The following is a 14609-nucleotide window of genomic DNA, read 5'->3' on the forward strand; positions in this document are numbered from 1 at the left end:
TTAGATTGATAAGCCTTTGCTACCAATTGCTTTATTTAGCTTCTGTTGTAATTCACTTAACAACTCAGCGGTTAAAGCTTCACCATCATTGTTGCGCCATGTCACTGATGACTCTTTATCTGATAACGAAGCTATTTTAATACGGTAATCACCTTCTTCAATTGGTAGAATAGTCACTTCATCACCCCAAATAGAGTCCCATACGCTATCTTCAGGCTTTTCATATCTAACATGTAATTCGTCTTTTTCACCATCAACACTGATGATAGTAAAATTAAGACGCTCTAAGACATTAGCTAGATTTGCAATCACAATATTAAGGGGTTGTGCTGCAACCATAGCTGCATTGCCTTTCGGGTCAAAACCCATATCTAATGCCAGTTGTCCTTGCTGTTTACGAAGTTCAACAAGTAATAAACGGTATTGATAATCGAACTCAGCAACAACTTGATTAAGCGCACGTACTTCCAATTGCTGTTTAAGTAGATCTGTCAATTCAACTTCATCACTTTGGTAATCGACAAGTTCAGCACTTAACGACGCGGTTCTTTGGTGTTCACTTTGAGAAACCGTGAATTTATATTTTTGTTTCGACGGCGTAGTCTCTTCTTGCCAAAACCACTTTGAAGAAGGCGTGATCACTGAATACCAATCGGTAAGTGCCTCACCTTGAACTTTGTTCATACTTTCAAAACCAATTTGGTTTTCAGCAACAACGAAATTAACCGCTTGCCAAATGAATGAAGTTAAATCTTCAATGCCATCGTTTTTATCAAAAAACACTCTCGCGAGCTTGTCATTTTGTTCAACCCAAGAACCTGCAGCAAGTGTGAGTACTTGTTGAGGCGGGCGCAATGCAAGTACCTCAGTATCATTATTGTACTGTGCTTCTTGCATAACATACGTTGGATCTTTGTAAGGCTGTTTTAGATCACCCGGAACTTGAACTGCTTTATTAATACGGTAATTTCTTTCGTGGTGGGTGTCATTTGTGAAAACACTACATCCAGATAAACCAAGGATCACGCCTAACGCGACCGTTTTTGGGATCCAATACTGCACTGATTATTCTCCTTAGCAGACCCTGTTATTTAATTATATGAGTCGGGCATGCTTAGTTTGGTTCACTGTAAAAGCGAAAATTATTATTGTGACTAATCTTTCTTATGAATTTTAATCACTTAGAATCTTTTACTTAAAAAATTCTCAATATGTTACTTGTCTATCCACACAAACACAAGAAACGCCAGCCTTTTAAAAGTTGATAACCACAGTTACTGTGCGTTATTAAGCGTATTGTGATACACTCTCGCGCGGCTTTTTCATTGGTAAAGGTTTGTTCATGTCCAATACATTAACAAACACATTGTCTGAATGCTCAGATGGCTTTTACTCAGCGCAATGCAAAAAGTAAATTATCGAATATTTTAGAATTCGACAAGCATGATGAACTTGCGTTAGCTCAAAGCATGTAAAGTTCAGTTGTGTCGAAATAAAGCATTAAGAAAACGCATTTTACTTAGAGAAGCAGCGTTGCTGTTTTCGTTTAGATGCATACGAAACAAATAAATTAATTTGGCGACTTAATGACCGCATTTACAAACCAACAATTAGTACTAACTGCAATCGGCGAAGATCGCTCTGGTATCGTTAGTGAACTCACTCAACTCGTCAGCGACTGCCATTGCAATATCATTGATAGCCGTATCGCCATTCTGGGGCGAGAGTTTACCTTCATAATGCTTCTTAGTGGCGATATGGCCGCCATCAGCCGTGTTGAGCACACCTTACCTGTTAAAGGCATGGAGCTCGGTTTGCTTACAATGATGAAACGTACCAGCTCTCATACTGAAGACGATTATATTGGTGCTTATAATTTAGAATACACGGGCATAGACGCGCCAGGCACACTCAGCAAAGTGACTCGTTTTATCGCAGAGCATAATGTCAGTATCGCATCATTAAAATCTGACACGTATGAACAAGACAATGAATTACATATGCGCTGTGAGTTAGAATTAAATTTACCTGCACAGATCGATCTTGACGATTTCAAAGTACAATTCGAAGCACTTTCAAGTACACTCAATGTAGATTACATTTTAAGACGTATTCGCTAAGGATATATATGAACACATTAAAAGCAGGTGACAACGCACCTTTATTCTCGTTACAAAACCAAAATGACAAAACAGTCGAGCTAAAAGCCTTATTAGAATCAAACCAAGTTTTAGTTTACTTCTACCCTAAAGCGTCAACGCCGGGTTGTACGGTACAGGCAGAAAACCTGCGTAACGAAAAGGCACAACTTGCTGAACTTAATACTGTGGCGGTTGGTATTAGCCCAGATCCAATCAAGCGTTTAAAGAACTTCGAAACTAAGAAAGAGTTAAACTTTGATCTATTATCTGACGAAGATCATGCCATTGCAGATGCCTTCGGTGTGTGGGGTTTAAAGAAGTTTATGGGTAAAGAATACGACGGTATTCACAGAATTAGTTTCTTAGTATCTCAAGATGGCAAAATCAAACATGTGTTTGATAAATTTAAGACGAAAGACCATCACGAAGTCGTTATTAACTTCCTAAAAGAAAACGCATAATCGTATTCTTCTAAAAGTAAAAAGGTATGCTATACGCATACCTTTTTTGTTTTACGCTCGACCTAAATTACTTCTTGTCGTGAATCGCATCTAAGCGTGCTAATAAGCTCGATGTATCAAAACGTCCACCACCTAAAGCTTGAACGTCAGCATAATATTGGTCAACCATTGCGGTCAGTGGAATACTTGCGCCGTTGTTTCGCGCTTCATCAAGGGCAATACCCAAATCTTTACGCATCCAATCCACCGCAAAGCCAAACTCATATTCACCCGCTAACATGGTTTTATAACGGTTTTCCATTTGCCATGAACCAGCTGCGCCTTTTGAAATTGTCTCAATGACTTTTTCACCATCTAGACCTGCTTGCTTAGCAAAATGAAGTCCCTCAGCTAAACCTTGTACTACACCTGCAATACAAATTTGATTAACCATTTTACAGGTTTGACCTGCACCAACAGGACCTAGTAACTGGCTAAAGCGACTAAACGCAGCCATGGTTGGTTGTACTTTATCAAACACAGATTGTTCACCACCGACCATAACGGTCAACACGCCATTTTCTGCCCCCGCCTGACCACCTGATACGGGCGCATCAAGAAATGCGACTGATTGCTCTGCCGCCTTTTTAGCCACTTCTTTCGCAACTTTTGCTGATGTGGTTGTATGGTCGACCAAGATAGCTCCTGACTTCATACCCGCAAGCACGCCTTCTTCACCATACACAACCGAGCGCAAGTCATCATCATTACCAACACACATAAACACAATTTCAGCCTGCTCTACTGCCAATTTTGGCGTAATTGCAAAATCTCCACCGTGCTCTTTAGCCCAAGCTTCTGCTTTGGCTGTGGTGCGATTAAACACGGTTACTTGGTAACCCGCTTTCTGTAAATGTCCAGCCATTGGAAAGCCCATGACACCTAAACCGATAAAAGCCACATTCATTGACATAAAATTGTCCTATTTGTTTGTTAGGGTATGAAGATTGGAGCTTTTATACCCAAGACGCTTGGGTATGGCAAATGAAATAGACACATGCGGATTAAAAATAAAAAGCAATCTACTCGCTTTGGATGTATTAATTATGGATAACATTTATAGATACAGTATTGATTTACTTAATGGCAAAAAACTTCCAATGAGTACCTTTGAAGGTAAAACCTTGCTCATCGTAAACATTGCCAGTAAATGCAGCTTTGCAAACCAAGTTGCCGGATTAGAATCTCTCTATAGAGAATACAAAAAAGATGGTTTTGAAATATTATCAGTGCCCTGTGATCAATTTGGTCATAGCGAGCCTTTATCAGGTGAGCCTTTACTCGACTCTTATAACAAGTACTTCACTGCCAGTTTTTATATTTCCCAAAAACATCATGTGCTAGGCCCTGATGCACACCCTATTTTTAACTATTTGAAAACCCATACACGAGGCATAGTGCAAAATCGGGCAATTAAATGGAATTTCACTAAGTTTTTAGTAAACTCAAAGGGTGAACTCGTCGCACGTTATGCGCCTAGAACTAAGCCGGAATCACTAAAAACAGCTATTGAGAGTCAGCTTTATGATGAAAGTCGCCTTGTTCAGCTCGCAAAGGTATGAACAACCCTATTTCGAACACGCATTATCAAATAACAGCAATATTAGCGTCTCACATTTTAGCGAAACATTAAATGTTCAAACTGCACCGCTATGTTCGGGCTTTCAAGCTGTCTGCGCCTTTGTAAACGATGACTTATCAAGCCCTGTATTAGAATTGTTAGCTGAGCAGGGCATACGCTGTATCGCACTAAGGTGCGCAGGCTTTAATAATGTCGATATAGCATGCGCTAAAAAACTCGGGATCGCAGTAGTACGAGTACCCGCATACAGCCCTGAAGCCGTTGCAGAGCATTGTATTGCCTTAATGCTAACGCTTAGTCGTAAAACCCATAAAGCTTATAACCGAGTAAGAGAAGATAACTTCGACCTAAATGGCTTACTCGGTTTTAATCTGCATAAAAAAACAGCCGGTATTGTTGGTGCAGGGAAAATTGGCCAAGCCTTGATCCGAATTCTCAATGGCTTTGGTGCTGAAGTTTTAGTGTTTGATCCCAATGTTGGCGAAGGCTCTTATACTCAAGTTAGCCTGGATATGTTATTGGCCCAAAGTGACATCATTTCGTTGCACTGCCCTTTAAATGAAGCAACTCATCATATTATTGATGAAACTGCGTTTAATAAAATGCAAGACGGAGTCATGCTCATTAATACTAGCCGCGGTGCGCTTATAAATACTCAGGCCTGTATTCAAGCACTTAAATCAAGAAAATTAGGTTACTTGGGACTAGATGTCTATGAACAAGAGTCTGAACTGTTCTTCAAAAATCGCAGTGAAGAAATTTTGCAAGATGACTTATTCGCTCGCTTAGTGAGTTTTCCTAATGTACTGATTACAGGTCATCAGGGTTTCTTCACAGAAGAGGCACTGGAGCAAATTGCTAATGTGACAGTTAGTAACTTGAGCGACTTTAGTCAAAACAAACCACTATTGAATGAAGTGAGTTAACTTAAACTAAGTTCAAGTAGCCACACTAAATTGTCGGTTTTCATCAAGCTTGATGTGCAAGTCGCTACGCGCACTCAAGCTTTCAATACCCCAACGCGTTAATCGCTCAAAATATTGAATAAATGCAATGACTTCTTTGCTACTCATGCCGGTTCCAGCTCGTTTTATCAACTGGTGTTCTTGCTGCAAACGCCAACTGTACACACACTCGAAGCTTTGCGCATTCAAAAAGACTAATTTATCGAAAAGTGCAAACAAGGTTTGATAATCATCCGATAAAAATTGATTTACTCGGGCACGATACTTCCCATTTGAGTCTTGCGTAGCTTCAAGATTATTCATAGGTATATTTAACTGCGCTTCACTTTGTGGCAGTAGTCCTAAACACCAACCCTCAAAAATAAGCACCTTGGGCTTATTTTTGCAATTTAACCACCTACCAGTGCTATGAGGTTCATCAGTCGCCTTATTAAAACGAGGCAAGATAAAATTCTCACTATTTTTAAATCGTTTTACTTGCTCAATGGCAAAAGAAACATCGTGCGTACCTGGCACGCCTCGTACTGTGAAAAGTGGATGGTATTGAATAGCTCGCTCTGCTCTTAGTGCTTTTGATAAATAAAAGTCGTCTAAAGAAACAATCTCAGTGGCAATACCTTGGCTCTCTAAGTACGCCTTTAAATACTCCGATAGTGTTGACTTACCGCTGCCCTGAGCACCATTAATGGCTAAACAAAATGGGCTCTTTTGATGTGATAATACTGGCTCTAACCAGTCGATCACACACTGCACATTTTCTGGGTAACTTTTTAAAAGACTATTCTTCTCTAAAAACTCTGTTTGCCAACGCATATTGACCTCTTATAAATGAAACACATATAGAAAAGGCCGCATGGGCGGCCTTCTAGCATAAGGGTATGCTTATTAAGCTTGTCTTGCTTCTAACATAATACGTTTCATATCACGTACGGCTTTTTCAAGGCCGTCAATCGCTGCGCGTGCAATTATGGCATGACCAATGTTTAGCTCATAGATTTCAGGCATTTCAGCAATTGGCTTTACATTGTGGTAATGCAGACCATGACCTGCATTCACTATGATCCCTAAACTATGTGCATATTTCACGCCTTCACGAATACGGTCAAGCTCTTGTGTCATTTCTTTGTCTGTTTCAGCATCAGCATAAGCACCTGTGTGGATTTCGATATAAGGTGCACCGGTTGCTTTTGCAGCATCGATTTGTGCTTTATCAGCATCAATGAATAACGATACTTTAATACCCGCAGCTTCTAGTTTGCTTACTGCGTCAGTGATTGCTGCTTGATATGAAATAACATCAAGGCCACCTTCAGTGGTTAATTCTTCACGCTTTTCAGGTACTAGGCACACATATGCAGGCTTCACTTCAAGCGCAATATTGATCATTTCTTCAGTCAGCGCGATTTCAAGATTCATACGAGTTTGAATGGTTTTTGCCATTACATAGACATCTCTGTCTTGAATATGACGTCTGTCTTCACGTAAATGTATGGTAATACCATCAGCACCGGCATGCTCAGCAACCGCTGCCGCATGCGCTGGGTCTGGATAACTTGTACCACGAGCTTGTCTTAGCGTTGCAATATGGTCGACGTTAACGCCTAATAAAATATCTTTCATTGCCTTACCTTGATAAAAATAGTTCTCGGCTCTTTAAAGCCTTGTTTCCTAAAAGTGGTTTTAATAAATACCGACTTAAATACTTTGCAGGTTTGCGCACCTCAGGATCTGCAAACTCCCCGCTTGCCATACGATTAAGTACTTTACCATTAAACCCCATTTGTGGGTTGTCGGTAACAACAAAGCCTAATTCTGGAATATATTGGTAATAATATTTATCTTTTATCTCATCACCATCGGCATCCATGTCAAACTCAACCCCAAACCCCAAAGCTTCAAGTAATTGATACTCATATGAACGTAATACGGGTTCAAAGTCATTACAGTCTACTAATTGTTTTAGGTGTTTTTGATATAGCTCGTAAATATATTCTTGTGGCTCACTGGCTGGGATCACTCTATAGCTGAGCTCATTCAAATAAAACGCACAATATAGCGGCTTGCCTTTTAAAGGAAGTGGGTTTTGTACTAACTCGAATTGGTTTAAGTATTTTAGGTCATAGTTGCCAGCATAACGGCACAAAATTGGGGTGAATGGTTGAAGTTGAGCACTGTGTTTAACCGACTGTTTGCCTTTTAGCCTGGCCAACATGGTTAGATGGCCAACACCTTCAACAAGCATACTCAGCATTGCCTGAGAGTCACTATACGGACGTCTATGCAGTAAGTAAGCTTGTCGAAAGTCGTTATGCAATCAGTCTTCTCCGTAGCCTAGAGAGCGAAGTGCACGCTCATCGTCAGCCCAGCCAGACTTCACTTTTACCCAAAGTTCAAGAAATACTTTGTTATCAAGCATATCTTCAAGATCTTTGCGCGCTTCGCGACCGATAACTTTAAGCTTTTCGCCTTTATTACCAATTACCATACGCTTTTGTGATTGACGCTCGACTAAGATCAAGCCATTGATCTGCCAAACACCGTTGTCTTGCCATTTAAACTGTTCGATTTCTACAGTAACAGAGTAAGGGAGTTCGTCACCCATGAAACGCATGAGCTTTTCACGAATGATTTCGGCCGCTAAGAATCGCATTGAGCGATCGGTCACGTAATCTTCTGGGAAGTAAAACTCACATGCAGGAAGACGTTTGCGAACCTCATCTTTTACCATATCGATATTCTTACCATTCTTGGCAGAAATTGGTACGATGCCAACAAAGTCACCCTGCTCACTCAACCACTGCATGTGTGGAAGCACGGCTTCTTTGTCTTTTACATTATCCGTTTTGTTCATAACGATAAGCACCGGACGACCACTATCTTGGACTTTTTTTAGTACCATTTCATCGTCTTTCGTCCACAGCGTACCTTCAACCACAAAAATGATCAATTCAACATCACCAATTGAGCTTGATGCTGCACGGTTCATTAAACGGTTAATCGCACGCTTTTCTTCAATATGAAGACCAGGCGTGTCGACATAAACGGCTTGATAGTTGTCTTCAGTATGAATACCCATGATACGGTGACGGGTAGTTTGCGGTTTACGCGAGGTGATACTGACTTTTTGTTCAACAATTTTATTTAGTAACGTCGATTTACCCACATTAGGGCGACCAACGATTGCGATCATGCCGCAGTGCGTATTAGGCGTCATTCTTTAAAATCTTCAATGCTTGCTCTGCTGCTTTTTGTTCCGCCTTTCGACGTGAACTGCCCACAGAAATAATGCTTTCCATCCCTTCCACTTCACATTCAACCGTGAATGTCTGGTTATGTGCCTGACCTTTCGTGTCGATCACTGTGTAATTTGGCAAAGGCAGTTTTCGAGCCTGTAGAAACTCTTGCAGTAATGTTTTAGGATCTTTTTGATTGTGACCCGGAGAAATTGCCGCTAAACGAGATTCATACCATGTCAAAATAAGCTTAGTACAAGAATCGATATCTGAATCTAAGAAAACCGCGCCAATGATCGCCTCAACAGCGTCAGCAAGTGTCGATTCGCGTCTAAAGCCACCGCTTTTTAGTTCGCCTGGTCCTAAACGAAGGTAATCACCTAAATTAAACTCAACACCAAATTCAGCTAAAGTTTGACCGCGTACAAGCGTCGAACGCATGCGACTTAGATCGCCCTCACGTGCTTTAGGGAACTTTTTGTATAACGCATCGGCAATCACGTAGCTCAAGATAGAATCGCCCAGAAACTCCAAACGTTCATTATGTTGGCCTTTGTGACTACGGTGGGTCATGGCTTGTTCAAGCAATGACTCGTCACTAAATTCATAGCCTATTTTTTTATATAATTCTGCTACACTTCTTTTCATTTTATTGAATATTACCTAGGCGTTCAAAACGAACACCGGTTGGAACCCACCCTGGTAACAGGCTATCTGGGCCATTATCAAAATCAAAACTCATCCAAATGAATACAGCTTTGCCCACTAAGTTTTCTTTAGGAACAAACCCCCACATACGACCATCTTGACTGTTATTACGGTTATCACCCATTACAAAATAACTGTCTTTTGGTACAACCCACTCATCTTTACGAGTACCAGTTTGCTGGTAATAGCGATCAGTAGACTCTAAAGCCTGTGGATTTATTAGAATGTCATGTTGTGCACCTGGTAAGTCTTCAGTCAGTCTTACCAAAGGCATTGGTCCTTGCATAAATTCATCACGGTTTACAATATCAAGGCCTATTTTATTGTATTCACCACACACTAAGTTGTCAGTGCGCTCTTTACCTGCTTCACAATTAGGCTTGATAAAAAGTTGGCGATTACGATACACAATACTGTCTCCCGGTAGGCCAATGACGCGTTTGATAAAGTCAATTCGCTCATCCAGTGGGAATTTAAATACCGTAATATCACCGCGCTCAGGTTCACCGACTTCAATCATCTGTGAACGCCAAACCGGATCTTTAATGCCATACGCATATTTTTGAACCAAAATAAAATCACCATCTAATAGCGTTGGCATCATGGAGCCTGATGGTATTTGAAATGGTTCAAAAATAAACGAACGGAAGATGGTGATAGCAGCAATCATCGGAAAAATCGATTTTGCACCCTCTACAATGGCAGGCTCAGGGGCAATCTGCGCAATCACATCATCATCAAGAGGAGTTTGCGTGGCGCCTTGTGCCAACGCAATTCGTTCTTTTCGCTTTGGTGCGAACATGTAATGGTCAATCAACCAAATCAAGCCTGACCCAAGAGTCAAAAGCACCAAGAATACAGAAAAATAGCCTGCCATTAATAAATCCTGTTATTTACCTACTTTAAGGATTGCTAAGAATGCATCTTGAGGAACTTCAACGTTACCCAGTTGCTTCATTCGCTTTTTACCTTCTTTTTGTTTTTGAAGTAGCTTTTTCTTACGACTCACGTCGCCACCGTAACATTTCGCGATTACGTTCTTACGTAACTGCTTAACTGTTGTACGCGCAATAACATGCGTACCAATAGCTGCTTGGATCGCAATATCGAACATTTGACGAGGAATTAGCTCTTTCAACGCATCAGCTAATTGACGGCCACGCTGCTGTGAACCCTCACGGTGCGCGATAATCGCCAATGCATCAACACGGTCGCCGTTAATTAAAATATCAACCCTAACCATATCAGAAGCTTGGAAGCGCTTAAAGTTATAATCTAGTGACGCAAAACCACGGCTCGTTGACTTAAGCTTATCAAAGAAGTCCATCACCACTTCCGCCATCGGTAGCTCGTAAGTCACAGCAACTTGGTTACCGTGGTAAGCCATCTTAGTTTGAACACCACGCTTCTCAATACACAATGTAATTACATTGCCAAGGTATTCTTGAGGAACAAGAATATTCGCTTCCACAATCGGCTCACGAATTTCAATGATGTCATTAACTGGAGGTAACTCTGACGGGTTATCGATTTGAATAACGCCATCTTTTGTTTCTACCTCATACACTACCGTTGGTGCAGTAGTAATAAGGTCCATGTTATATTCACGTTCAAGACGCTCTTGAATAATTTCCATGTGTAGCATACCTAAGAAGCCAACACGGAAACCAAAACCAAGTGCCGTTGAGTTTTCAGGCTCGAAGAATAATGACGCATCATTTAGGCTTAGTTTGTTAAGCGCATCACGGAAAGCGTCATATTCGTCTGAAGCAATCGGGAACATACCCGCGTAAACCTGTGGCTTAACGCGTTGGAAACCAGGTAGGCGTTCAGGCGCTGCATTTTGTGTCAAAGTAATTGTGTCACCTACAGGTGCACCATGGATATCTTTAATACCCGCAATCACAAAGCCTACTTCGCCGGTTTTCAACACTCCTGTGTTTGTCTGCTTAGGTGTGAAAATACCAACATGATCAGCAATATGTGTTTGATCTGTTGACATAATCTTGATTTTATCGCCTTTACGTAATTCACCATGCTTAATACGTACCAGTGATACAACACCTTGGTATGGGTCAAACCATGAATCGATAATGAGTGCTTGAAGAGGTGCTTCAGAATCGCCTACTGGCGGTGGTACATCGCGTACAATGTTTTCTAATACGTCTTTAATACCAATACCTGTTTTTGCTGAACATTGAACGGCTTCTAACGCGTCAATACCGACGATTTCTTCAATTTCTTCAGCAACGCGAAGTGGATCGGCCTGAGGCAAGTCAATTTTGTTTAAAATTGGAATGACTTCTAAGTCCATTTCGATGGCTGTGTAGCAGTTTGCAAGGGTTTGTGCTTCTACACCTTGACCCGCATCTACAACTAATAGTGCACCTTCACAAGCAGCAAGTGAACGTGATACTTCATAGGTGAAGTCAACGTGTCCTGGCGTATCAATGAAGTTAAGCTGGTAAGTTTCACCGTCATCAGCCGTGTAGTTTAACGTTACACTCTGTGCTTTGATTGTGATACCACGCTCACGTTCGATGTCCATCGAATCCAGAACTTGCTGCTGCATTTCACGATCTGTTAAACCACCACAGACTTGGATTAAGCGGTCAGACAAAGTTGATTTGCCATGGTCGATATGGGCGATAATAGAAAAGTTACGGATATGCTTCATATTTCTGGATTCTAAACTTCTTAAGTCATTAAATTAGATATTAGGGTGGGATTTTACATTTTATTTGCGCTAATCACCATCTATTTGCTTCACAGAGAAACTAATTGGGTAAATTTTTACCACTTTTACTTGGTGTTTAATGCGACTAACTCGATAACGTGCTAATAAAAACCCCAATACACCACCCATTAACGCAAACAAAATCTGTAATGGTTCAGATAAATTTAACAACAGCGCGCCAATGAACATCATCATAAATGCGCCCATTAACGGTGCCATATAAACCCACGCGCCATGATGTACTAACTGACTGTCATCAAGAGAGAGTTTTATTTTTTGACCAACTTCAACCGATTCATTTAGGTCAATGGGAAAGAGTTTCTTATGTGTACCAAAAAGGCGGCTAAATATTTTTGAACCACATTTGCCATTACATCCTTCACAGGCTGGTTTTGGTTCGGCTTGAAGATAAGCAGTTGTGCCGCGAATTTTCGCGACACTCAAGGTTTGTTCTATCATAGAGCTCGTTTTACAGACTCAGCAATGCTCTTTGCTGTTTGCGGTGGAATTTTACCTACCACAGATACATCAAAAGCACCTGAGTTGTGAACATAAACAGTTGTTGCGCCTGATGATAACGCGCCGCTCGGTCTTTTACCAGCCAGCGGTCTTTGCACAAACACTGAAAACTCAACTAACCCGTCTGAAAATAAATAATAATCTGCAAGCTCATTATTTAAATCTAATTTATGTCTATCGGCTTTTAACAAGGTAAATCCTTGCGGTAACCAATCGATCTGCCAATTAGACTGAGATTGTGGGCTTATCACATTTTCGCTAACTAGAGTTGGTTCAGGGAACTCTCTGTTTAGGAGCTCGACAAGCTGTTGTGCAGGCTCAGGCGTAACACTAATGTGTGTTAGCTGGAGTTGTTCGAGCAATTCACCCGCCTGATTCACATACGCCGCTTTTAATAACAGTGATGATTCGGTATCGATCCACAGCCAGTAATTGTATTTACCACTGTCTTTTGATTCTAAACGAACGAGCTGAGCAGGACGTCCTGCGATCCGCCCTTTTCCGCCAAGAACAAAATCATAATCTTGTTCTAAAACCGCTATGTCTTTAAAAAGCACTTCAGGGATTGGGCCAGCAATTGTGTCAGTTTTAATTGAATAAGGTGTCGATTGTGGCTCAAAGTAAGTGACCTTGTCATCAACACGGACAATTTCAAGGCCTGCACCATTAAGTAAACTTAACAGCTCTAACTCTTGGTTTTGATGTTGGGCATGTAACCAACGGTATGGCTCCATACCCTTTTCTTTCATCACTACAAAAGAAGCATCAAAATTTCTTTGATGCACAGCAGTTGCCATATTTTGAAGTAACTGTTTTGCAGAAAGTAGCTCAGATGCCTGAACTACTATAGAAAAACATAAACTAATAAGAAAAATAAACGGCTTCATTAATTAGATTCTTTACTCTCTTCTACTTTTTCAGTTTTTGCCTGATGTAAAGCATGGGCCATTCTAGATTGACGTTGATGTTCAAGAACAAGTGCGCCAATGCGTTGCTGCTGAAGCTCTCTTACTCCTTGCTGGGCACTTTGTAATGCAGAACCCTCAGATGAGAAACTCACCGGAGCAACACCACCCGCCACAGGAATGGACTGTAGTACAGGTAAATCATCACCAACAACAGGTGTCTGCTGCATGGTGTTTACACCTAATACCGCAACTAATGCAACGCTCGCCGCTATCGCGATTTGAGAAAACGGCTTTTTCCAACTACTGATACTGACAACATTAGATTGCGCAGGTTGATGAGCGACTTCTTCAATGCCTTTTACATTGTGGCAAGGTTCATCGGCCAATGCTGCTGCAACGCTTGCAGTAATGTCAATCGTTATTGCATTGTCGCTTTTAGCTCTCAATGCATCACCAATCATGGCATAACGCGAAAACTTTTCAGAGTCTAATTGACTTAAACTTGCATCATCTAGGATGCGCTCACCGTCAAAGATCTCTGAAGTGCTTACTTGTTCATTCTCAGCTTTATTAGCTTGGGCCATATTTAAGACTCACTAATCATTGGGTTTAAATTATTATCAATTGCTTCTCGCGCTCTGAAAATTCGCGATCTGACTGTTCCAACCGGACAGTCCATAATCACTGCAATTTCCTCATAGCTCATCCCCTCTATTTCTCGAAGGGTAATAGCTGTTTTTAAGTCATCAGGCAAGCCATCTATGGTTTTATAAATAACTGCTTTAACTTCATCACTCAGCAATAAATTCTCGGGTGATGCATTTGAACGAAGAGAATCTGCGTTGTCGTAGAGTTCAGCTTCTTCAGCATCAATATCGTTGGCTGGCGGTTTACGACCTTGAGCCACCAAATAATTTTTAGAACAGTTAACCGCAATACGGTACAGCCAAGTATAAAATGCACTCTCACCTCTAAAATTAGGCAGAGCACGATACGCTTTTATAAACGCTTCTTGTGCTACGTCAGCTATATCGCTTTGATTTGATACATATCGAGAGATAAGACCTGCGATTCTGTTTTGATATTTGGCAACTAAGAGGTTGAAGGCGTTTTTATCTCCTTGCTGTACCCGCTTGACCAATGCTAAATCCAATTCCTGCTCGCTCATTCGAGCCGGTACTCCTCTTTTTTATAATTGTAACTAAATGTGAGTTGCCATCTTTCACAGCAATTGAGACACACTAATAAATAAAAAGTTCTGTTTTTTTGAAATTTTTTTTAAAATATCGTTCAAACGCCTAAAATAACCTCTTTTT

The 14609-nt window shown here is 40.9% G+C and carries 17 protein-coding genes; 4 read left to right on the top strand and 13 right to left on the bottom strand.

Annotation, left to right across the window (positions count from 1 at the left end; all coding sequences use genetic code 11):
• Positions 1 to 1062, bottom strand: a complete 1062-nt coding sequence (gene bamC / locus ABMY35_RS10440) for an outer membrane protein assembly factor BamC (RefSeq protein ID WP_349286153.1) — start codon at positions 1060 to 1062, stop codon at positions 1 to 3.
• Positions 1063 to 1586: 524 nt separating this feature from the next.
• On the opposite strand from bamC, the gene ABMY35_RS10445 reads away from it, so the two are divergent.
• Together ABMY35_RS10445 and bcp are read left to right on the top strand one after the other, a co-directional pair.
• Entirely contained in the window at positions 1587 to 2120 is a 534-nt protein-coding gene (locus ABMY35_RS10445; RefSeq protein WP_138482089.1) for an ACT domain-containing protein, read from the top strand.
• An 8-nt stretch (positions 2121 to 2128) separates the two neighbouring features.
• Positions 2129 to 2602, top strand: coding sequence for a thioredoxin-dependent thiol peroxidase (gene bcp / locus ABMY35_RS10450; RefSeq protein WP_349286154.1), 474 nt, complete (start codon positions 2129 to 2131; stop codon positions 2600 to 2602).
• Between the two features lie 67 nt (positions 2603 to 2669).
• Here the strand turns inward: bcp and ABMY35_RS10455 are convergent, their stop codons facing one another.
• On the bottom strand, positions 2670 to 3554 hold the full coding sequence (locus ABMY35_RS10455; RefSeq protein ID WP_349286155.1) for an NAD(P)-dependent oxidoreductase: 885 nt from the start codon (positions 3552 to 3554) through the stop codon (positions 2670 to 2672).
• Positions 3555 to 3618: 64 nt separating this feature from the next.
• Between ABMY35_RS10455 and ABMY35_RS10460 the strand changes: the two genes are divergently transcribed.
• On the top strand, positions 3619 to 4203 hold the full coding sequence (locus tag ABMY35_RS10460; protein WP_349286156.1) for a glutathione peroxidase: 585 nt from the start codon (positions 3619 to 3621) through the stop codon (positions 4201 to 4203).
• Positions 4169 to 5149, top strand: coding sequence for a 2-hydroxyacid dehydrogenase (locus ABMY35_RS10465; protein ID WP_349286463.1), 981 nt, complete (start codon positions 4169 to 4171; stop codon positions 5147 to 5149). Before ABMY35_RS10460 ends, ABMY35_RS10465 begins: the two co-directional genes overlap by 35 nt.
• Positions 5150 to 5161: 12 nt before the next feature.
• Here the strand turns inward: ABMY35_RS10465 and ABMY35_RS10470 are convergent, their stop codons facing one another.
• The 11 genes from ABMY35_RS10470 to rpoE form a co-directional block, all read right to left on the bottom strand.
• Positions 5162 to 6001, bottom strand: coding sequence for a kinase (locus tag ABMY35_RS10470; protein WP_349286157.1), 840 nt, complete (start codon positions 5999 to 6001; stop codon positions 5162 to 5164).
• A 72-nt stretch (positions 6002 to 6073) separates the two neighbouring features.
• Positions 6074 to 6808, bottom strand: a complete 735-nt coding sequence (gene pdxJ, locus ABMY35_RS10475) for a pyridoxine 5'-phosphate synthase (RefSeq protein WP_349286158.1) — start codon at positions 6806 to 6808, stop codon at positions 6074 to 6076.
• A gap of 4 nt (positions 6809 to 6812) precedes the next feature.
• The gene (recO, locus tag ABMY35_RS10480) at positions 6813 to 7502 is read right to left on the bottom strand and encodes a DNA repair protein RecO (protein WP_349286159.1); all 690 of its coding nucleotides are present in this window, start codon (positions 7500 to 7502) and stop codon (positions 6813 to 6815) included.
• Positions 7503 to 8402 carry a GTPase Era gene (gene era / locus ABMY35_RS10485; protein WP_349286160.1) on the bottom strand — a complete coding sequence of 300 codons (900 nt, stop codon included), beginning with the start codon at positions 8400 to 8402 and terminating at the stop codon, positions 7503 to 7505. It lies immediately after the preceding gene.
• Complete coding sequence (gene rnc / locus ABMY35_RS10490) at positions 8392 to 9069, bottom strand: ribonuclease III (RefSeq protein WP_138482104.1); 678 nt, start codon at positions 9067 to 9069, stop codon at positions 8392 to 8394. The genes era and rnc overlap by 11 nt, the downstream gene beginning before the upstream one ends.
• A 1-nt stretch (position 9070) precedes the next feature.
• The gene (gene lepB, locus ABMY35_RS10495) at positions 9071 to 10006 is read right to left on the bottom strand and encodes a signal peptidase I (protein WP_138482106.1); all 936 of its coding nucleotides are present in this window, start codon (positions 10004 to 10006) and stop codon (positions 9071 to 9073) included.
• Positions 10007 to 10018: 12 nt separating this feature from the next.
• Positions 10019 to 11806, bottom strand: a complete 1788-nt coding sequence (lepA, locus tag ABMY35_RS10500) for a translation elongation factor 4 (protein ID WP_058030113.1) — start codon at positions 11804 to 11806, stop codon at positions 10019 to 10021.
• A gap of 69 nt (positions 11807 to 11875) precedes the next feature.
• On the bottom strand, positions 11876 to 12325 hold the full coding sequence (locus tag ABMY35_RS10505) for a SoxR reducing system RseC family protein (protein ID WP_349286161.1): 450 nt from the start codon (positions 12323 to 12325) through the stop codon (positions 11876 to 11878).
• Positions 12322 to 13272 carry a MucB/RseB C-terminal domain-containing protein gene (locus ABMY35_RS10510; RefSeq protein ID WP_349286162.1) on the bottom strand — a complete coding sequence of 317 codons (951 nt, stop codon included), beginning with the start codon at positions 13270 to 13272 and terminating at the stop codon, positions 12322 to 12324. The genes ABMY35_RS10505 and ABMY35_RS10510 overlap by 4 nt, the downstream gene beginning before the upstream one ends.
• A complete protein-coding gene (locus tag ABMY35_RS10515) occupies positions 13272 to 13877 on the bottom strand; it encodes an anti sigma-E factor RseA C-terminal domain-containing protein (RefSeq protein WP_349286163.1) in 606 nt (201 codons plus the stop codon). Before ABMY35_RS10515 ends, ABMY35_RS10510 begins: the two co-directional genes overlap by 1 nt.
• 2 nt (positions 13878 to 13879) lie before the next feature.
• Complete coding sequence (gene rpoE, locus ABMY35_RS10520; protein ID WP_058030117.1) at positions 13880 to 14461, bottom strand: RNA polymerase sigma factor RpoE; 582 nt, start codon at positions 14459 to 14461, stop codon at positions 13880 to 13882.
• Positions 14462 to 14609 lie beyond the last annotated feature (148 nt).

Origin of the sequence: Pseudoalteromonas sp. BZB3 (assembly GCF_040104455.1) — a bacterium.
GTDB lineage: Bacteria > Pseudomonadota > Gammaproteobacteria > Enterobacterales > Alteromonadaceae > Pseudoalteromonas.

Coding starts and splice junctions, on each gene's coding strand:
- ABMY35_RS10505 (WP_349286161.1), bottom strand. CDS start 12,325: ATGATAGAACAAACCTTGAGTGTCGCGAAAATTCGCGGCACAACTGCT.
- rpoE (WP_058030117.1), bottom strand. CDS start 14,461: ATGAGCGAGCAGGAATTGGATTTAGCATTGGTCAAGCGGGTACAGCAA.
- pdxJ (WP_349286158.1), bottom strand. CDS start 6,808: ATGAAAGATATTTTATTAGGCGTTAACGTCGACCATATTGCAACGCTA.
- era (WP_349286160.1), bottom strand. CDS start 8,402: ATGACGCCTAATACGCACTGCGGCATGATCGCAATCGTTGGTCGCCCT.
- ABMY35_RS10460 (WP_349286156.1), top strand. CDS start 3,619: ATGGCAAATGAAATAGACACATGCGGATTAAAAATAAAAAGCAATCTA.
- ABMY35_RS10470 (WP_349286157.1), bottom strand. CDS start 6,001: ATGCGTTGGCAAACAGAGTTTTTAGAGAAGAATAGTCTTTTAAAAAGT.
- ABMY35_RS10455 (WP_349286155.1), bottom strand. CDS start 3,554: ATGTCAATGAATGTGGCTTTTATCGGTTTAGGTGTCATGGGCTTTCCA.
- ABMY35_RS10465 (WP_349286463.1), top strand. CDS start 4,169: ATGAAAGTCGCCTTGTTCAGCTCGCAAAGGTATGAACAACCCTATTTC.
- ABMY35_RS10510 (WP_349286162.1), bottom strand. CDS start 13,272: ATGAAGCCGTTTATTTTTCTTATTAGTTTATGTTTTTCTATAGTAGTT.
- rnc (WP_138482104.1), bottom strand. CDS start 9,069: ATGAAAAGAAGTGTAGCAGAATTATATAAAAAAATAGGCTATGAATTT.
- bcp (WP_349286154.1), top strand. CDS start 2,129: ATGAACACATTAAAAGCAGGTGACAACGCACCTTTATTCTCGTTACAA.
- ABMY35_RS10445 (WP_138482089.1), top strand. CDS start 1,587: ATGACCGCATTTACAAACCAACAATTAGTACTAACTGCAATCGGCGAA.
- ABMY35_RS10515 (WP_349286163.1), bottom strand. CDS start 13,877: ATGGCCCAAGCTAATAAAGCTGAGAATGAACAAGTAAGCACTTCAGAG.
- lepB (WP_138482106.1), bottom strand. CDS start 10,006: ATGGCAGGCTATTTTTCTGTATTCTTGGTGCTTTTGACTCTTGGGTCA.
- lepA (WP_058030113.1), bottom strand. CDS start 11,806: ATGAAGCATATCCGTAACTTTTCTATTATCGCCCATATCGACCATGGC.